Genomic DNA, 18,107 nt, shown 5'->3' with positions numbered 1-18,107 from the left:
ATTAAAAATTTTCCTTAACGTAATTTAATCTGTCGATCATTTTTTCCTTGCCCATAATTACAAAGGCATTTACAAGTTCTGGTCCGTGAACATTTCCTGTAAGTCCTGCCCTAACTGGGAACCATAAATTCTTTCCTTTTATTCCTGTTTCTTTTTGGATAGATTTCATTATGGTTTTTGCAAAGTCTAGGTCAACTTCATCAACTTCTTCAAGTTTTCCAATAAAGGCATCAAATAAAGTTTTAGCATCATCAGTTTTTATAGCTTCAACCGCTTCATCAGTCCATTTCATATCTTTATCATCTACATAATAAACATATGCCTCATCCTTGATGTCAGAAAATTTATCAATTGCTGATTGCCAAGTTGCTGCAAGAAGATTTAATTTTTCTTCTGGATAATCTTCGCCGAAAAATCCTGCTTCAATACAATATGGTTTAATTGCAGCTGCTAAATCTTCAACGCTCATTTCCCTTACATAATGACCGTTAACCCAATCAAGTTTTCTTACATCAAAAACTGCTCCGGTTTTATTTACCCTATCAAAAGTAAATTGGTCAGCAAGTTCTTTCATTGTAAAAATTTCTTCTTCACTATCAGGTGACCATCCCAAAAGAGCCAAATAATTTATAAGTCCTTCTGGTAAATATCCTCTTTCGATGAAATCTTCAACCATTCCATCTCCATTTCTCTTAGAATATTTTTTGTGATCTTTATTTAAAACTGTAGGAAGGTGGATATATTCTGGAGCTTCCCATCCAAAAGCTTGGTATAAAAATACGTGTTTTGGAGTTGAAGAAATCCATTCATCCCCTCTTACAACGTGAGTGATTCCCATTTCGTGATCGTCAACAATAACTGCAAAATGATAAGTTGGATATCCGTCTTCTTTTATTAAAACTTGGTCATCCATATCATTTGTATTAAAGGTGATTTTTCCCTTAATTCTATCTTCAAAAGAAATATCTGTATCTTTTGGAAGTTTTAATCTTACAGTATATTTTTCTCCGTTAGCAATTTTTTCTTTTGCTTCTTCTAGTGTTAATGAACGACAAAGTCCATCATATTTTGGAGTAAGACCATCAGCTTTTTGTCTTGCTCTTAAATTGTCAAGTCTTTCTTTTGAGCAAAAACAATAATAAGCCTTGCCTTCTTCGATTAATTTTTCAATATATTTATCATAAATTCCAGCCTTAACCCTATCAGATTGGATATAAGGACCGCAATTTCCTTTTTCGGTAATTTCTCCATTTTCATCAAGCATAACACCTTCGTCAATTTCAATTCCTGACCATTTTAAAGTCTTCAATAAATTTTCCAAGGCTCCTTCAACAAATCTGGTTCTGTCTGTATCTTCAATTCTTAAAAGCATTTTTCCACCAGTATGTCTTGCATAAAGGTAATTAAAAAGTGCTGTTCTAAGTCCACCGATGTGGAGGTAACCCGTTGGTGATGGTGCAAATCTAACTCTTGTTTCTGTCATAAGTCCTCCTTAAAAATATCACTTTTATTATATAATATCTCGACTAATTTATAAACTTATATTTTTTTGAAATTTTTCACATTTTTTAAAAATAGCGAAAACGAAAGGGAGTGCAAAACTCACTCCCTCCCAAATACTTCTTATATATTAGCATAAAAAATAATTTTTTTCAAGATTTATTATCAATTATAAGGATCTACTTTTAAATGAAAATAAATTATTTTTCAAAGAATAACTTCCTATTACTAATTGATATTTTTATATTTTAAATATGATATAATTAAATAAAATTAAGGAGGAACAAATGGCAAGATATTTAATAGGCAATTCTAACGATACTTGGAATTTTTATCAAGCTTATTATGCTTGTAGTCCTGGCGATATTTTAGAATTAAAAGAAAATTTTCATCTAATTTTAGAAGATGGATTTTTTGAAATAGATAAAGATTTGACCTTAGAAGGTCACGTTAATTTTGAAGATAATACAAATTATTATACAAATAAAATTGTTGGAAGACTTAACATAAAAAATAAAGCAAATGTAAATATAAATAGTTTGTGGTTAGAATCAAATAATAAATTTGATAATATTTTAAATATTAAAGATTCTTCCACTGTTTTTTTAAATAAAGTAATAATAGATAGGACTGATCTTATAAAATTAGATTCTAGTCAAGAAAAATATCCAGAAGTTTATGTTTCTGAAAATTCAAGCTTAAATTTTGAAAATGTTAGTACATTTGATAAGGGAGATTTTTATTCTAAATTATATGCAAAAAATTCTAATATAGAAATCAACAATTCAGACTTATGTCTTTCTTTATCATTTGATTATTCTAATGTAAGTATTAACAAGTCCTGTATAAAAAAATATTACACAAATGCAATAAATGCTAAACATTCAGATTTAAAAATTAATAACTCCACTGTCAACGGAGGAGATACCCAAAAAAGATATCCTTGTTTATACATATATAACACAAATATAAATTCAAATAACAATTTATTTATACAAAAAAATTACCCTAGCTGCTTGTTTTTAAATGAAAACTCATATTTGATCTCTAATGATGACATAGTTTCATCTGTGGATATTAATTCTAGTAGAGCTTTTATTTCAAAATTAACTGTTAATGAAATATTTTGTATAAATCAAAAATCTCTTGCAATTGTAGAAGACTCCTTTAATTTAAAAGGAGAGAATAATGAAAAAATTGACTTGCTTATTCAAGATAACTCTATACTTAAAGCTTACGAAATTTCCCTTAATAGATATTTTGCCCCTAATATTAGAATTAATGGTAGCTCTACCTTATTAACTGAATTTTTATCTATTAACGGCGAATATTATTATGATGAAAATTCTCCAATAAAAATAGAAAGGTCTGATGATTCCTATTATAAGGTCGGCTTAATTGAAAATGATAATTTGGATGAGGAATTTTTATATGACGATATAGATGATGATGAAAATATCTCATCAAATGAAAACGAGCTTTCGCCATACGATAAGCTTAATAAATTAGTTGGATTAAATTCTGTAAAAAATGAAATAAACAAAATGATTAGGATGGTCGAATTTAATAATAAAAGAATCCAAATGGGTTTTCTTCCTGAAGAAAATTCGCTCCATTCTGTATTTCTTGGAAATCCTGGAACTGGAAAAACAACTGTAGCAAGGCTTATCGGAGAGATTTTATTTGAATATAAGGCCTTATATAATAAGGAAGAATTTATTTTCATTGAAGCTAGTGAATCTGATTTGATTTCATCTAATGTAGGTCAAACTGCTGAGCAAACTTATAAATTATTAGAAAAAGCAAAAGGCGGAATTTTATTTATAGATGAAGCTTACACCTTAAATAAGGGAGATTCCTCTGTAAATTTCGGTCAAGAAGCTATAAATACTATTCTTAAATATATGGAAGATCACAGAAGTGAAATTATGATAATTTTTGCTGGATACACTAAGGAAATGGAGGAATTTTTAGATACAAATCCTGGTCTAAACTCTAGAGTTGCCAACAAATTTGTTTTTGAAGATTACTCAAGTGATGAGATTGTTCAAATCGGAGAAAGTATTTTAATTGAAAAGCAATATGTAATAGAAGATAGAAATTATTATGAAAAAAATGTGAAATTTGCTTATGAACAATCTATAGATAAATCTAACGCTAGATGGATTAGAAACTTTAACGAAAAACTACTAAAAGTATTTGCGACAAGAGTTATAGAAAGTGAATCAACAGATCTTTCGACTTTAACAAACGAGGATATTGATCAGGTATTTAATATTGGCAAATACAAAAACTATGATGGAAAAGATGAGGATGCTTATAATAAATTACAAAATCTTATAGGAATAGACCAAGTAAAAAGGCAAGTTGATGAATTTATTTCTATGGCAGAGCTAAATAAAAAAAGAAGAGATTCAGGACAAAAAATCCAAAACTTCACTTTGCATTCCTTATTTCTTGGAAATCCTGGTACAGGAAAAACCACCGTCGCTAGAATTTTAGGTAATCTTCTCTATCAAAAATCTATTATAAAAGAAAATAAATTTATAGAAGTTTCAAGATCAGATCTTGTCGCAGGTTATATAGGTCAAACTGCAATTAAAACAAGAGCCGTTTTAAAATCAGCACTTGGTGGAATTTTATTTATAGACGAAGCCTACAGCCTATCACAAGGATCTGATAATGATTTTGGAAATGAAGCAATAGATGAAATCTTGAAATTTATGGAAGATTATAGAGAAAGCATAGTAATAATATTTGCTGGATATAGCAAGGAAATGAAAGAATTTCTATCTTTAAATTCAGGTCTTCAGTCAAGAGTTCCAAACAAATTTTATTTTGAAGACTACACTGTAGATGAGCTTGTAAAAATCGGCTTATCAAGCTTAGATAAATTCGCATATAAGGTTGATGAACAACTCTACTATCAAGTTGTAAAAAACAATTATAACAAATCAAACGACCATAGTAATGGACGATGGATTAGAAATTTTAACGAAAAATTAATCAGAATAATGAGCCAAAGAATTTCAAATACAAATGAAGATGATGTAAACACAATTACAATAGAGGATTTGGAACAAATTAAGGAGTAAAAATGGCTAATCAAAATCAATATATTAAACCACCATCAAAAGATAATAATAAAGTTATTAATAATGATGACGAATATATTACACCACCTTCCAAAAAAGAAGCAGAATATGTAAAACCTCCAACAATTGAAGAAACTACCAATCAAAATGTTACTTATGATAATAAGTCTAAAGATGAATTTATTGACCCTTACAAAAATCCATCTTATTTTTCCACACCAAAAATGGGAATAACATTTTATATAAATTCATATATAATAATTTCTTCAATTTTTATTCTTATTAGCTTTGATTATAGCTTTCTAAAAGGAATGCTTTATTTAGCGTATTTTTTATTAACAAATTATACTTATTCGTGGTATGCAGATTATAAAAGATATGTTGGTGGAAGATTTTCATCATTTTTCAATCCTTATGGAGCTGTAAATATGGCAAAAGCTTCAAGCAAATTTATGAACTATCACGAATCATCCACTAGCACAAATTGGCTTGGCGAAACAAAAACAATCTACAAAAGAGACGTAGGATCTTCCTTGTTATCATTTTTAGCTATACTAATATTTACAGAGCTAATTAAATATTTTATAACCATACCTTTGGCCTTCTTAACATTATTTTTTCATAAAAGAACCATAAGAAAATATAATGAGGCTGTTGATAATAATAACTAAAAAATAGGCTGTTGCAAAAAACTCTTGCAACAGCCTATTTTTTAAATTGCCCTACCCATATTTTTGGAATCTAGGATTTTTTCGTCTAGATTTTCTAGGGCGTCTTCTAATTTTTTTATCATTTTTTCTTTATTTCTCATGTGAGATGTTACTTTTACAAGATTTACTATGTGTCCTGATGAGTAGAGGACATTTCCCGGAACATCTAGATTTTTTAATAATTCTATTTGTTCTTCTAGGTTTTCTCTGTTACTTGTTTCTTTAAAATCTCCTTCTTCTCTCATTTTATATAATTTTGACCCTCTTTGAACGTCTGTACTCATTATAAAAATTCCTATTGGTGGATAGAGGTTTAAAAATTTTGCTGTTTCTCTTGCATTTTCTTTTGAATTTCCATTTCCTGCAACTCCTTGCATTACTATGGCGTTGTAGGTCATGTTTGCATATTTCATTTTCTCTATACCTTTTTTATAATCTTTTAGATCTGCTCCCTTATCAAGCCAGTCTAGGACTTTTTGATTTCCTGTTTCTACTCCAAACCAAAGTTCATTGTAGCCTTTTTCTCTTAAGAGTTTCAAATCTTCTTTGGTTTTATTTTTTAAATTATAAAAACTTGCGTAGGAAGTTATTGTTTTTACTTCTGGGATATATTTGTGGATTAAATCGGCAATTTCTACTAATTTTACTGTTGAAAGGACAAAGGGATCTCCGTTTAATAAATAAATTCTTTCTATTGGTCTTGGATAGGTCATGGAAATTTCTAAAATATCACTTTCTACATCTTTTAAAGGAGAAATTCCAAAATTTGTCATACCATACATGGTACAAAAGGCACACTTATTGTGGGAACAGCCGTAAGTAACTTCCAAAAGTGGAGTGTAGGCTTCAAGTGGTGGTCTATAAACTTGTCCTGTGTAATGCATAATACTAAATCCTTTCTAAAAATTCTTCGATTTCTTCTTCTTTGCTCTTGTAGGTTGTTACAAATCTTGCTACGAATTTATCTTCTCTTTTTTCTCCCACTTCAAAATAAGCAAATTCTTCCCATTTTTTTATATCTTTATCTGAAATTTCTACAAAAACTTGGTTTGATTCAAATTCATAGGCAAGCTTGTAGCCTTTTTCTTCAAAGCCTTTTGCCAATTTTTCTGCCATTTTGTAGGCTTTTTTTGCTCCTTTGATATACAAATCATCTTGGAAGAGTCTTTCAAACATAATTCCTGTAACAAAACCTTTGGCAAGCATAGCTCCTTTTTGTTTTTGCAAATTTCTGAAATTTTTCTTCAAATTATCATTTACAATTACAAGGGCTTCCCCGAACATAAGTCCGTTTTTTGTTCCTCCAAAATAAAAAATATCGCAAAGTTTGGTCAAATCTTTAAATTTTAGATCAGATTTTTCATTTGCCATGGCGTGTGCTAGTCTTGCCCCGTCCATAAATAAATATAAGTCGTGTTTTTTACAAAAATCGTAAAGCTCTTCCAAATCTTTTTTACTATAAAGTGTTCCAACTTCTGTTGTGTTTGATATATAAACTTTTCTTGGAACTGTGTGGTGTTCGTTGGTAAAAGATTTATATTTTTCTTCCAATAATTTTTTTGTGATCTTTCCGTCATTTGTTGGAATTGTTTCGATTTTTATTCCACAAGCCTCGATTGCTCCTGCTTCTTGATCTTCAATGTGGCCTGTTGTTGCAGAAATTATTGATTCTTGTGCCACCATTCCTACACTTGCCCCAAGAATATTTGCTCCTGTTCCCCCGTGGATAAAATAAATATCAACATTTTCATCTTCTAATTTTTCTTTAATCAATTTTTCAGCATTTTTGCTGTGATCATCAACCCCATATCCTGGATTTATTTGGTCAAGATTTTCTTTTATAGCATCTAAAATTTCTGGATAACAAATATCTGAATAGTCATTTCTAAAATTAATCATAAATTCTCCTTATAAAAAACGATTTTCTTATTCCTATCATACATTTTTCATAAGTTTTTTCCATTTTGAAAATTTTTAATATATGTGAAAATTAATGATTTTGTTGAATTTATTTATAGAAATTATTAATTTAAAAGTTCCAAAATAAAAAACCAAAGCTTTAAACTTTGGTTTTTAAAATTTATATTTTTTCATATTTTCACTTGCTATAGCTACAGTGGAAATATTGTGTAAAAGTGCTGATTGAGTATTTGTTATAAACGATGTTAAACCTAACGCTATCAATAAACTATTAAAGGCAATTATTTTTTCATAATCATTTTTTACCCTCTTATCTACACTTCTTGAAAGTTTTACAAGATCAACTAATTCTTTGAGCGAATCTGTTTTTATTGAAACGTCAGAGATTTCTTTGGCAAGATCTGCACCTTTTGACATAGAAATTCCCACGTCTGCCCTTGATAGAGCAATTGAATCGTTTACTCCATCTCCTATCATTATAATTTTTCTTCCCATTTGTTTCATTTTTCTTACATAATTTTCTTTGTCCTCTGGAAGAACTTGGGATTTATAAAAATCTAAATCAAGTTTTTTGCTTACAGCTCTAGCAGAATTTTCATTATCTCCTGTAAGCATAGCAATATGAGTAAAACCTAAATCTCTCAAAGCCATTACTGTCTTTTTTGCATCTTCTCTAATTGGATCATCAATGCATAAAACCGCCATCAATTTATTGTCATAAGCCATAAACAAAAGAGAATATTCTTCTTTTAATGAATTTATCAAATCTCCTTGTTGGGAATTAATTTTTATTCCTTCGTCTTCAAGAATAAAATGTTCGCTTCCTATGAGAGCTGTTTTTCCATTTATTTTTGATTTTATACCATGAGCCATTATATATTCTGGCTTTGAATGCATTTCTTCGTGGCAAAGATTTTTTTCCACAGCTTTTTTCACAACAGCTCTTGCTATTGAATGAGGAAAATGTTCCTCAAGGCAAGCAGCTATTCTTAAAGCCTCATCCTCATCAATATCAAAGGAAATTACTTTTTTGACTTCTGGCTGGGACTTGGTTAATGTTCCAGTTTTATCAAAAATAATTGTGTCAGCTTTAGCTATGCTCTCAAAATATTTTCCACCTTTTACCAAAATATTTTCTTCTCCAGCCTGACTTATAGCCTTCATATATGCAATTGGAATTGTAAGTTTTAAGGCACAAGAATAATCTACCATCAAAAATGATTTTGCTTTTATGAAATTTCTTGTAAATAAATATGTTAATCCTGCCCCAATAAAAGAATATTTTACCAAAGAATCAGCCATAGATTCTGCTTTTAATTGAGCAAGAGATTTATTTTTTTCACTATCTTCAATAAGTTTTATTATGTGATTTAATCTAGAATCTCCATATTTTTTATTAGTTTTTACTAAAAGCTCTCCTTCTTCAAGAACAGTCCCTGCAAAAACAGTAGAATTTTCATTTTTTTCAACAGCTTTTGCCTCTCCAGTAAATGAAGCCTCATTTACCATGGCAAATCCCTCAACAACTTCTCCATCCACAGGAATTTTACTTCCCATAGAAATATAAATTAAATCTCCGATTTCTACATCTTTTAAATTTTTGATTATTTTTTGATTTCCATCTTTTACAAAAACTTTATCAACATTTAAAGCAAGCGAAGATTTTAAATTAAGTCTTGATTTTTTTAAGGTATAATCCTCAAGCTCTTCTCCCAATGATAAGAGGGCCATTATGCTAGCCGCATCCCCAAATTTTCCTGTAATTATAGAAATTGTAATTGCACTTGCATCCAAAACTGCCACATCTATCTTTCTATTTTTTATGGATTTTAAGCCTTCCTTTATAAAAGGATAAGCTCTCAAAAGTGTAAAAAATGGCCTAATACTGATAGGCATAAGATAACCAAACACAATTCTCTTGTATGCTGAATTTCTTAATATATGAAAAATTGATTTATCAACCTGAGGAATAAAATCCGCATCTTCAATATCAAAATTATCCAAAGATTTCAAATCAAAATCTAGGATAAATCTTGCAATATTTCCTATCAAATCTTCATCATAATTTACAATAATAGATTTTGATATATAAGAAATTTCACAAGATTTCACGCCCTTTACTTGTTCAATTTTGTACTTTAATTTATTGATGTTAGATTTTTTTAGATAATCCTCGTAAATAAACCTACTTCTTCCAATAGTTCTCGCCTTTATGGCCGCTCTCATCCTAGTCCTCTTTAATTTCTTTTATTATTTCTTCCTTAACTTCTTCTTTAGCTTCTGAAGCAACATTTTCTATATCAAGCTTATCTTTTGCTTCAGCTTCAAGTCTTTCTTCTATTTCATTTTTAATTTTTGCTTCAGCCACTATATCATCAGTTGTAACTTTTATATTTTCTACAGTCTTATCAACAGCACTTTTTGCTTTCAATCCTTGTTGGACTGTAGCTACAGCAGCCTTTTTTGCTAATTTTGATGTAAGAACCTTTCCCCCAATAGCTCCCGCTATTACTCCAATACCTGTACTTATAATTTTTTTGTTTACTTTAATCATCTTTTCCTCCTATTTTTTTTATTGAAATAATTATAACCGCTTTAATTATTTTTTGCAAATTTTTTTAGCTTTATTTTAAATTTTGCTAATAAAAATCTTTATCATTTGTAATGATTTCTAATATCGGCAAAATTTATTGTGAATTATTTTATATTTTTAAAAAAGAGCTTTTGCAAATACATCCTTCATGGAAATAATCAATTTACAAAAGCCTTTCTTAATTAAGAATTATTTTAAAATTAAATCAGTCACAATATGGACATGATTTAGATTTTTCTTTATTTTTTTCTTTTTTACTTTGACACTTTCCACTATTGCAAGAAGTTTTTTGAGCACAGTCTTTGCAACCAAAATTTGAGCCTTCTTTTATAAATCTAGTATAGATAATATAAGAGCAAGTTCCCAAAATTATTATCAAAAGTATCCAAGATTGTATATTCATAAAACCATCCCTTCATAATGATTTTTTTTATTTTCTTGCAAAATTTAATTTGTAAGATCTTTTTTCTTCTTTGTATTTTACAGGTCTAAAAATCAAATACAAAACACCTATCAACACTATTATTGCAAGTATTGTCATAAATGAAAATTCTTTATATACAAAGAAATTTGCTAAATGATAGAAAATAAATGCAATCGCATAGGCAAATGCCATTTGGTATCCTATAGCAATAAGTGTCCATCTATTATTATTCATTTCTGTTTTTATAGCTCCAACTGCTGCAAAACATGGCATACAAAGCATATTGAAAAGCAAGAATGAATATCCAGCAACTGGTGTTCCTATAGCTTGGTTGAAAGCTGTAATTAATTGTCTATTTGTTTCATCAAGATCTGCTCCAATTCCAAGAACAACACCCATTGTTGAAACTACGTTTTCTTTTGCAACGAATCCTGTAATTGTTGCTACTGCTGATTGCCATTGTCCAAATCCTAATGGTTTAAATAAAACTGCTAAATATCCACCCAAAACTGCAAGCATTGAGTTTTCTGATTCAGCTTCTACCAATTTAAATGAGAAGTCAAAGTTTGATAAGAACCAAATAATTATTGATGATACTAAAATTATTGTTCCTGCTCTTTTTACAAAGCTCATTCCTTTATTAAATACATCTCTTAAAACTGAAGTAACCCTTGGTGCGTGGTATGGTGGAAGTTCCATAACAAATGGAGCTGGCTCTGATGCAAATTCTTTAAATTTCTTTAAAATAATTCCAGAAATTATTACAGAAACTATTCCAATTATATAAAATGAAAATGTAACTAGGGCTTGGTTTTCTTTGAAAAATGCTCCAGCGATTAAAGCTATTACAGGAAGTTTTGCAGAACATGGCATGAAAGATGTAGTTATAATTGTAATTCTTCTGTCTCTTTCATTTTCTATTGTTCTTGATGATTGGATTCCTGGAACTGAACAACCTGTTCCAATCATTACTGGTATAAATGATTTTCCAGAAAGTCCAAATTTTCTAAATACTCTATCCATTACGAAAGCAACTCTTGCCATGTATCCTATATCTTCAAGAATTGAAAGTAGGGCAAACAATACTAACATTTGTGGTAAAAATCCAAGAACTGCTCCAACTCCAGCAATAATTCCATCAGTTACAAGTCCTACTAAAACATCGTTAATTCCCATATTTGTTAGAAAATCTGCAACGGCAGGTGTCATTGTATCTTCAAAAAATCCATTTACAGCATCAGTTGCACCAGTTCCTAAAGTTGAAATTGCTATATAATAAATAATAAACATTACAAGGGCAAAAATTGGAAGTCCCAAAATCCTATTTGTAACTATTTTATCGATTTTGTCAGTTGTTGAAAGTTTTGGAGGAGCTTTCTTTAAAACTTTTTCTCCAACTTCTCCAAGAGCTTCATATCTTTCTGTAGTTATAATTCCCTCAGCAACATCATCTTCTTTTTTCTCAAAATCTTCTCTTAAAGTCTTTATATTTTCTTTTTGGCTAGTTGATAAAGAAATATTTTCAAACATATCTTCATCATTTTCAAAAGCCTTTATTGATAAATATCTTTCTAATTTAGAATCAACAGAATCTGAAATTTCACTAGAAATTTTTTCTAAAACTTCTTCTAGCTCTCCAGAATATATCAATGGCTTAGGCAAAGATAATTTATTTTGTGATTTTACAATTTTTTCTATTAAATCTTTTGTTCCTTTTTTCTTACTAGCAACAATTTCTACAACTGGGCAGCCAAGAATTTCAGAAAGATTATCTTTATCAATAACATCGCCGTTTGATTTAACAATATCCATCATATTCAAAGCTATTATTGTTGGAATACCAAGTTCAATAAGCTGACTTGTAAGATAAAGATTTCTAATCAAATTTGAACCATCAACTAAATTTACAATCAAATCTGGTTTTTGTTCAACCAAATATTCTCTTGAAACCACTTCTTCCATTGTATAAGGAGAAAGTGAATAAATTCCTGGCAAATCTTGGATAATAATATCCTTGTGCCCTTTTAATTTTCCTTCTTTTTTATCAACCGTAACCCCTGGCCAGTTACCCACTCTTTGGCTTGAACCTGTAAGCTCATTAAAAAGAGTAGTTTTTCCTGAATTAGGATTTCCAGCTAAAGCAACTGTATAGGTCATCTATTCCTCCACTACTATATTTTTTGCATCTTCTTTTCTAAGAGTTAATTCATAACCACGCAAATTAACTTGGATAGGATCTCCCAATGGAGCAATTTTTCTTACATAAACTTCAGTTTTTTTTGTAAGACCCATATCCATAATTCTTCTTATGGTAGCTCCATCTCCCTTAATTTTTTTTATTATAGCAGTTTCTCCTACTGCTACATCTTTTAAAGTTTTCATTATTATATCTCCCTCACGTATATTCTTTTTGCTAAGTCTTTGTTAAGAGCATACTTGCTATTGTCAACCATAATAATGTAATTTACTCCATCAAAGAAAAATAATTTAACTTTTTTCCCCTTTACAAAACCTAAATTTGAAAGATGGGTTTTCATTTCATCATTTCCAGTTACTCTAATAACTTCTGCTTCTTGTCCATTATTTAATAAGGTTATTGGCATATATTCCTTCTTTCTATTTATTAATCTATTATTTTAAATAAATTTATTTATGGCTTATAATTATATGATTTTTCGTAATAATAGTCAATATCAGCAATCTCTAAAAAAAAAAGAAATCCAGCTAACCGAACCAGTGAAGTTTTACTTAGTCATAATAATAATAATATGTAAAATAATGATATATATTATCACTATCTTCATTAACAATTATACACCGAATAATCTGATATTGAATATCATTATATTGGTTTTATTTTTTGAGAACATAAATATAAATAAAAAAATTTTGTTATTAAAAATTTTATTTTCTCAGAGTAAAAAATAATAAAAATCTAAATTTTTTGTAAAATTTTATGTGAAAATGAAACAAAAAATAATCAAAAATTTTTTAAAATTTTCCAAAAATAAAAAGCCCAGATGATTGGGCTTAGACTGTTGACAAAGTATACAAATCCTCATGCTAAGAATATCATACGGAAAAAATTGATTTGATTTCAAATTTTAAAATTCGTCAAAAATCGCACTCTAAAATTTAAAGCTATGATTTTTTATTAAATAAATTAAATTCAATTAAATTTTAATTCTTCGTTTTATTCCGAGGGATAAATATTAAAATCGTGCCACTGGCACAATTTTAAGCTATTTATCTGTTCTCGCGTTAGCGAGTTTGCGATTTTAGAATTTTGAAATTTAGAAATCAACAATTTTTGGAGTCAGATATTCGTGCTTGAGGGTTTGTCTACGCTCTGAGCCCAGATGATTGGGCTTAGATTATTTACAAAGTATTAAAAATCACATAGCAAAATTTAATACGAAAATATTTTATTTCAAATTATTAAATCTAATTTATTGGGAAAACTGAGCAGAAAATTACTCCATCTCCTAAGTGGGAGCCTATTACTGCTGTTACGTCTATTATTTTAAAATCTAGGGCATTTCCTATTTCGCTACTTAGTCCTTCTTTTAAAATTTCGATTTCTTCTCCACTATCTGCTCCGCCAATTATTATTTGATAATCCTTGTATTTTTTGCAAAGCTTTTTCAAATATTTTATTAATTCTTTGTATGATTTTTTCTTTCCTGTGACTTTTTTTATTAATTTTATTTCTCCATCTTCTATGCACAAAACTGGAGAAAATGAAATTAAATTTGCAAGCTTGGCTATAGTTTTTGGAAGTCTTCCGCCCCTAACCAAGGCATCCAAATTTTTTACAACTCCTGCCACGTTGCAATATTTTAAATTATCCAGACTTTTTTTGTAGATTTCATCAAGTCCCATTCCATCTTTTGCATAAATTGCAGCTTTTATTACAGGATAAATTGCAGCTATTGTGGCTGTATTTGTATCTATTATTTTAATTCTTGCATCTGAATTTTCTTCTACAAATTCCTCTTTCATCATATCCATCATTTGATAAATTCCAGAAAATTTCTTTGTAATTGAAAATACTATAAAATTTCTATATCCTTTTTGGTATTCTTCTTCCAATAATTTCAAAAATTTCCCAGGAGATGGCATAGAAGTTGTAACTCTTTCTTTGCTTTCCTTATATTTTATAAAAAAATCTTCCCTACTTAATTCGTAAAGGTCAGTGTAAGATTTGTCTTTGAAATTTATATTAAAAGGAAGTATTGAAATATCATATTCCTTTGCCATATCAAGGTCTATATTGCATCCCGAATCAGCTATAATTTTTACTTTTTCCATAATAACTCCATCAATTAAAGGCTCTTTATTTATATTGTAAATATTTTTTAATACATAATCTTTCGTAAAGTAACTATACTTTTCTAGAAATTTAAAACAATCTTATTAAATTTATTTTACAAAGTAATTATAGAGATTTTATTTATTTTCCTATTTTAATTTTCTTTCCTTATATATAAGAAGAAAAAAGGGGTATTTATATTATACAAATAACAAATAAGGGAAATTTCCCAAAAATTATAGAGGTGAAAAATGAAAAAAGCATTCAAAATTATCTTTTCCATAATAGGAATAATTCTAATAGGAATTTTGATTCTCCTATCCTATCTTTGGATAAAAGAATACAGACCAGAAAAAATTGAAAATGTAGAAATCCAAGGAAAAGGCGAAAAAAATCCAGAAATCGGCAAAAATTATACAATAATGACATGGAATATCGGTTACGGCGGACTTGATAAAGACACAGATTTTTTTATGGACGGAGGCAAAATGGTCTTTCCAATAAACAAAAACCATGTAGAAAAATCAATTAACCACATCATTAATTCAAGTGAAAAAATAAATGCCGACATAAAATTTTTCCAAGAAGTAGATATAAATTCAAAAAGAACCTACTACATTAACGAGTACGAGAAAATAAGAAAAAAACTTTTGGGCAACACGACTTTCACCCTAAATTTTAAGGCATCATTTATTCCATACCCAATCCCACCAATGGGAAAAGTTGAATCAGGAATAATGACCCAAACAAATTTTAAAATACAAAAATCAAAAAGGTACCAACAAGAAATCCCTCACAAATTTCCATCAAGACTTGTAAATCTAAAAAGAGCCTTCAACCCTTCATACATTGACATAAAAAATTCCGATAAAAAATTAGTAATAGTAAACGTCCACCTAGACGCTTACGAAAAAGGAAACAAGGGAAGAATCGATCAAACAAAAGAAATAATAAATTTTGTAAACAAAGAATACAAAAAAGGCAATTACGTGATAGTAGGCGGAGATTTTAACCAAGAGCTAACAGGAAACTACAAAGAATTGCCAGAAGGAATTTGGAATCCAAATATTTTGCCAAAAGAATTGCTAACAGAAAATATAAAACTCTACTACGACAAAAACGGAGAAACATCAGTAGTAAACGACAAACCATACACAGGAAAAGACGCCTACCTTTCAACCATAGACGGATTTATGGCAACAGATAATATAAAAATAAAAACAATAAAAACCCAAGAAAAAGAAAATTTCCAATACTCCGACCACAATCCAGTTTTGATGGAATTTGTTTTGAAATAAAATTTAAAAGTTAATATCAAATAAAATATAAAAAAGTGCTTTTGTAAAATGAAATTTATTTCATATATTGCAAAAGCGCTTTTCCATTAAATATAATAAATAACACTAAAATTCAAAAATAATTTAGCTAATATCTCAAAATCAATAGCAAAAATAAAATAAAGATACAGAATATCAAGTATTCCATATCTTTGCTAACCCCCATTGTCCTAAATAAATTTTACAGTTTCATCAATATTTTTGCGTTTATAATGATTTTCTAAAGGCTTAACTCCATCATTCGCATAGCCCAAATCAATCATTGCAACAATTTTTTCATTTTTAGGCAAAGAAAATTCTTCGCTAGCCTTATCAGGATCAAAAAGATTTACCCAACAAGAATCAACATCAAGGCTTGAAGCTGCCAAAACCATGTGACTTGCAACAATCGTAGCATCTTCAACACCAGTATTATATTTTCCTCCCGGATAAACAAAAGCCTCACTCTCATCAAAAGCTACAAGCAAAACAAGAGGAGCATTATACCTACAAGGAGTAAGCTCATCAATTTTTATAAGAGCATCATTTGATTTTGCAACGTAAATTCTTTGAATCTGATTGTTCTTAGCAGTAGGTGCAAGCCTGCCCGCTTCAAGAATAATATCAAGCTTCTCCTTTTCAACTTTTTTATCACTAAAATTTTTACAAGAATAACGATTCTTCACAAGTTCAATAAAATTCATAATACCTCCTTTAATAAAATTTCAAGTAATATACAATATCATATATTTAATTTAACTATATAGTGAAAAGTTCACACTTCAATACATCTAATGTTATCAATCAACTATGATTCATAAAATTGGAGTTTATCATATGGACTAATTTCAATACATCTAATGTTACTATTCAACATCTCTTCCTCGTAAATTTCCATTTTCTTTGCCTTTATTTCAATACATCAAATGTTACTATTCAACTTAAATGCTTTTAAAATATTTAATTTATATTCTTCATTTCAATACATCTAATGTTAATAATCAACAAGTCAAGTTTTTGAAATGTTAGATGGAAGAAAGATATTTCAATACATCTAATGTTAATAATCAACTTTCATACAGTGAAATTATTGAAATTTTAAAGTATTTCAATACATCTAATGTTAATAATCAACGGAAAAGCTCCATCATTTACTTTTAAGTTATTTAGATTTTAATACATCTAATGTTAATAATCAACGGAATATCATCATTACTTTGGTTTTGTCCGATTATATTTCAATACATCTAATGTTAATAATCAACTGAGTTTTTTTTCTGGATATGCAATTAAATTTGCATATTTCAATACATCTAATGTTAATAATCAACAAACAACTAAAACAGTAACAAAAACTGTAAATGTTAAATTTCAATACATCTAATGTTAATAATCAACTACTTATAATGATTTTACTGGGTGGTCTATATATTATTTCAATACATCTAATGTTAATAATCAACAAGAATTGAAAAAAGACTTATAAATAAAGTTGAATTATTAGAATTTCAATACATCTAATGTTAATAATCAACAGACGTATTGAAATGTTAAAAATTAAAATGTTTCATATTTCAATACATCTAATGTTAATAATCAACAAGAATATGAGCAGGAAGAAAAGAAACTGTCCTGATTTCAATACATCAAATGTTAATAATCAACTTAGTATCCGTAAAATAAGACTTATTAACAGCAATAATTTCAATACATCAAATGTTATCAATCAACTTTTATCTTCCCAAATCTGACGCTGTCTTAAATAATTTCAATACATCAAATGTTAATAATCAACACTGGAGCAATAGCATTAGTTATACTTGCAGGAATATTTCAATACATCAAATGTTAATAATCAACTAAATAATCTAATTTTTATTATTATAAAGTTTATGATTTCAATACATCAAATGTTAATAATCAACTGTCTTATAATGATGATTATTGTGATTTATTTGATTTATTTCAATACATCAAATGTTAATAATCAACAATTTCAACCGTTCTGAATGAGATAAATAATCCCTATTTCAATACATCAAATGTTAATAATCAACGATCTAAGAGGAATAAATTTTAGTAACGCTGCTCCAATTTCAATACATCAAATGTTAATAATCAACTGAGTTATATTATGATGAAAATGGTAATATAATTGAATTTCAATACATCAAATGTTAATAATCAACTATTTCAATGGGGTTGGCTCTGGTATTTATCCTAGAAATTTCAATACA

Annotated in this window: 14 protein-coding genes and 1 CRISPR repeat array (1 of these 15 cut by a window edge); of the genes, 3 read left to right on the top strand and 11 right to left on the bottom strand. The window is 28.6% G+C overall.

The annotated features are described in order from the left end of the window. Position 1: 1 nt before the first annotated feature. Positions 2-1,483, bottom strand: a complete 1,482-nt coding sequence (gene gltX, locus I6H46_RS03620) for a glutamate--tRNA ligase (RefSeq protein ID WP_019118915.1) — start codon at positions 1,481-1,483, stop codon at positions 2-4. 304 nt (positions 1,484-1,787) lie between these two features. On the opposite strand from gltX, the gene I6H46_RS03615 reads away from it, so the two are divergent. Both I6H46_RS03615 and I6H46_RS03610 read left to right on the top strand, forming a co-directional pair. Continuing rightward, positions 1,788-4,595 carry an AAA family ATPase gene (locus tag I6H46_RS03615; RefSeq protein ID WP_019118916.1) on the top strand — a complete coding sequence of 936 codons (2,808 nt, stop codon included), beginning with the start codon at positions 1,788-1,790 and terminating at the stop codon, positions 4,593-4,595. Between the two features lie 2 nt (positions 4,596-4,597). Beyond that, complete coding sequence (locus tag I6H46_RS03610; protein ID WP_200226170.1) at positions 4,598-5,266, top strand: hypothetical protein; 669 nt, start codon at positions 4,598-4,600, stop codon at positions 5,264-5,266. A gap of 41 nt (positions 5,267-5,307) precedes the next feature. Here I6H46_RS03610 and I6H46_RS03605 read toward each other — a convergent pair whose 3' ends face one another. From I6H46_RS03605 to I6H46_RS03565, 9 genes are all read right to left on the bottom strand, one after another. Continuing rightward, on the bottom strand, positions 5,308-6,189 hold the full coding sequence (locus I6H46_RS03605) for a radical SAM protein (protein WP_019118918.1): 882 nt from the start codon (positions 6,187-6,189) through the stop codon (positions 5,308-5,310). 4 nt (positions 6,190-6,193) lie between these two features. Then, positions 6,194-7,204, bottom strand: coding sequence for a threonine aldolase family protein (locus tag I6H46_RS03600; protein WP_019118919.1), 1,011 nt, complete (start codon positions 7,202-7,204; stop codon positions 6,194-6,196). A gap of 174 nt (positions 7,205-7,378) precedes the next feature. Beyond that, on the bottom strand, positions 7,379-9,451 hold the full coding sequence (locus tag I6H46_RS03595; RefSeq protein WP_019118921.1) for a heavy metal translocating P-type ATPase: 2,073 nt from the start codon (positions 9,449-9,451) through the stop codon (positions 7,379-7,381). Between the two features lies 1 nt (position 9,452). Beyond that, positions 9,453-9,779 (bottom strand): DUF6110 family protein, encoded by a 327-nt coding sequence (locus tag I6H46_RS03590; protein WP_019118922.1) that lies wholly within the window; start codon positions 9,777-9,779, stop codon positions 9,453-9,455. A 244-nt stretch (positions 9,780-10,023) separates the two neighbouring features. After that, positions 10,024-10,221, bottom strand: a complete 198-nt coding sequence (locus tag I6H46_RS03585; protein ID WP_004839813.1) for a hypothetical protein — start codon at positions 10,219-10,221, stop codon at positions 10,024-10,026. 27 nt (positions 10,222-10,248) lie between these two features. Then, entirely contained in the window at positions 10,249-12,399 is a 2,151-nt protein-coding gene (feoB, locus tag I6H46_RS03580; RefSeq protein ID WP_019118924.1) for a ferrous iron transport protein B, read from the bottom strand. Further along, a complete protein-coding gene (locus tag I6H46_RS03575; protein ID WP_019118925.1) occupies positions 12,400-12,624 on the bottom strand; it encodes a FeoA family protein in 225 nt (74 codons plus the stop codon). A 2-nt stretch (positions 12,625-12,626) separates the two neighbouring features. After that, positions 12,627-12,845, bottom strand: a complete 219-nt coding sequence (locus I6H46_RS03570) for a FeoA family protein (RefSeq protein ID WP_004839809.1) — start codon at positions 12,843-12,845, stop codon at positions 12,627-12,629. A gap of 841 nt (positions 12,846-13,686) precedes the next feature. Then, complete coding sequence (locus I6H46_RS03565; RefSeq protein ID WP_019118928.1) at positions 13,687-14,553, bottom strand: DegV family protein; 867 nt, start codon at positions 14,551-14,553, stop codon at positions 13,687-13,689. A gap of 252 nt (positions 14,554-14,805) precedes the next feature. Between I6H46_RS03565 and I6H46_RS03560 the strand changes: the two genes are divergently transcribed. Then, positions 14,806-15,852, top strand: coding sequence for an exonuclease/endonuclease/phosphatase family protein (locus tag I6H46_RS03560; protein WP_019118929.1), 1,047 nt, complete (start codon positions 14,806-14,808; stop codon positions 15,850-15,852). A 209-nt stretch (positions 15,853-16,061) separates the two neighbouring features. On the opposite strand, the gene I6H46_RS03555 is transcribed toward I6H46_RS03560, so the two are convergent. Then, a complete protein-coding gene (locus I6H46_RS03555) occupies positions 16,062-16,574 on the bottom strand; it encodes a nitroreductase family protein (RefSeq protein WP_019118937.1) in 513 nt (170 codons plus the stop codon). Positions 16,575-16,649: 75 nt separating this feature from the next. Next, positions 16,650-18,107: a CRISPR direct-repeat array (repeat unit 30 nt; unit sequence ATTTCAATACATCAAATGTTAATAATCAAC) (it continues 1,007 nt past the right edge of the window).

This window comes from Anaerococcus obesiensis, assembly GCF_016599815.1.
Taxonomy (GTDB): Bacteria; Bacillota; Clostridia; order Tissierellales; family Peptoniphilaceae; genus Anaerococcus; species Anaerococcus vaginalis.
The sequence above is the reverse complement of the archived record's forward strand: the minus strand, read 5'-3'. Positions and strand labels throughout refer to the sequence as shown.

Bases quoted from the DNA above. Each gene is read 5' to 3' on its own strand.
- gltX (WP_019118915.1), bottom strand. From the start codon at position 1,483: ATGACAGAAACAAGAGTTAGATTTGCACCATCACCAACGGGTTACCTC.
- I6H46_RS03615 (WP_019118916.1), top strand. From the start codon at position 1,788: ATGGCAAGATATTTAATAGGCAATTCTAACGATACTTGGAATTTTTAT.
- I6H46_RS03610 (WP_200226170.1), top strand. From the start codon at position 4,598: ATGGCTAATCAAAATCAATATATTAAACCACCATCAAAAGATAATAAT.
- I6H46_RS03605 (WP_019118918.1), bottom strand. From the start codon at position 6,189: ATGCATTACACAGGACAAGTTTATAGACCACCACTTGAAGCCTACACT.
- I6H46_RS03600 (WP_019118919.1), bottom strand. From the start codon at position 7,204: ATGATTAATTTTAGAAATGACTATTCAGATATTTGTTATCCAGAAATT.
- I6H46_RS03595 (WP_019118921.1), bottom strand. From the start codon at position 9,451: ATGAGAGCGGCCATAAAGGCGAGAACTATTGGAAGAAGTAGGTTTATT.
- I6H46_RS03590 (WP_019118922.1), bottom strand. From the start codon at position 9,779: ATGATTAAAGTAAACAAAAAAATTATAAGTACAGGTATTGGAGTAATA.
- I6H46_RS03585 (WP_004839813.1), bottom strand. From the start codon at position 10,221: ATGAATATACAATCTTGGATACTTTTGATAATAATTTTGGGAACTTGC.
- feoB (WP_019118924.1), bottom strand. From the start codon at position 12,399: ATGACCTATACAGTTGCTTTAGCTGGAAATCCTAATTCAGGAAAAACT.
- I6H46_RS03575 (WP_019118925.1), bottom strand. From the start codon at position 12,624: ATGAAAACTTTAAAAGATGTAGCAGTAGGAGAAACTGCTATAATAAAA.
- I6H46_RS03570 (WP_004839809.1), bottom strand. From the start codon at position 12,845: ATGCCAATAACCTTATTAAATAATGGACAAGAAGCAGAAGTTATTAGA.
- I6H46_RS03565 (WP_019118928.1), bottom strand. From the start codon at position 14,553: ATGGAAAAAGTAAAAATTATAGCTGATTCGGGATGCAATATAGACCTT.
- I6H46_RS03560 (WP_019118929.1), top strand. From the start codon at position 14,806: ATGAAAAAAGCATTCAAAATTATCTTTTCCATAATAGGAATAATTCTA.
- I6H46_RS03555 (WP_019118937.1), bottom strand. From the start codon at position 16,574: ATGAATTTTATTGAACTTGTGAAGAATCGTTATTCTTGTAAAAATTTT.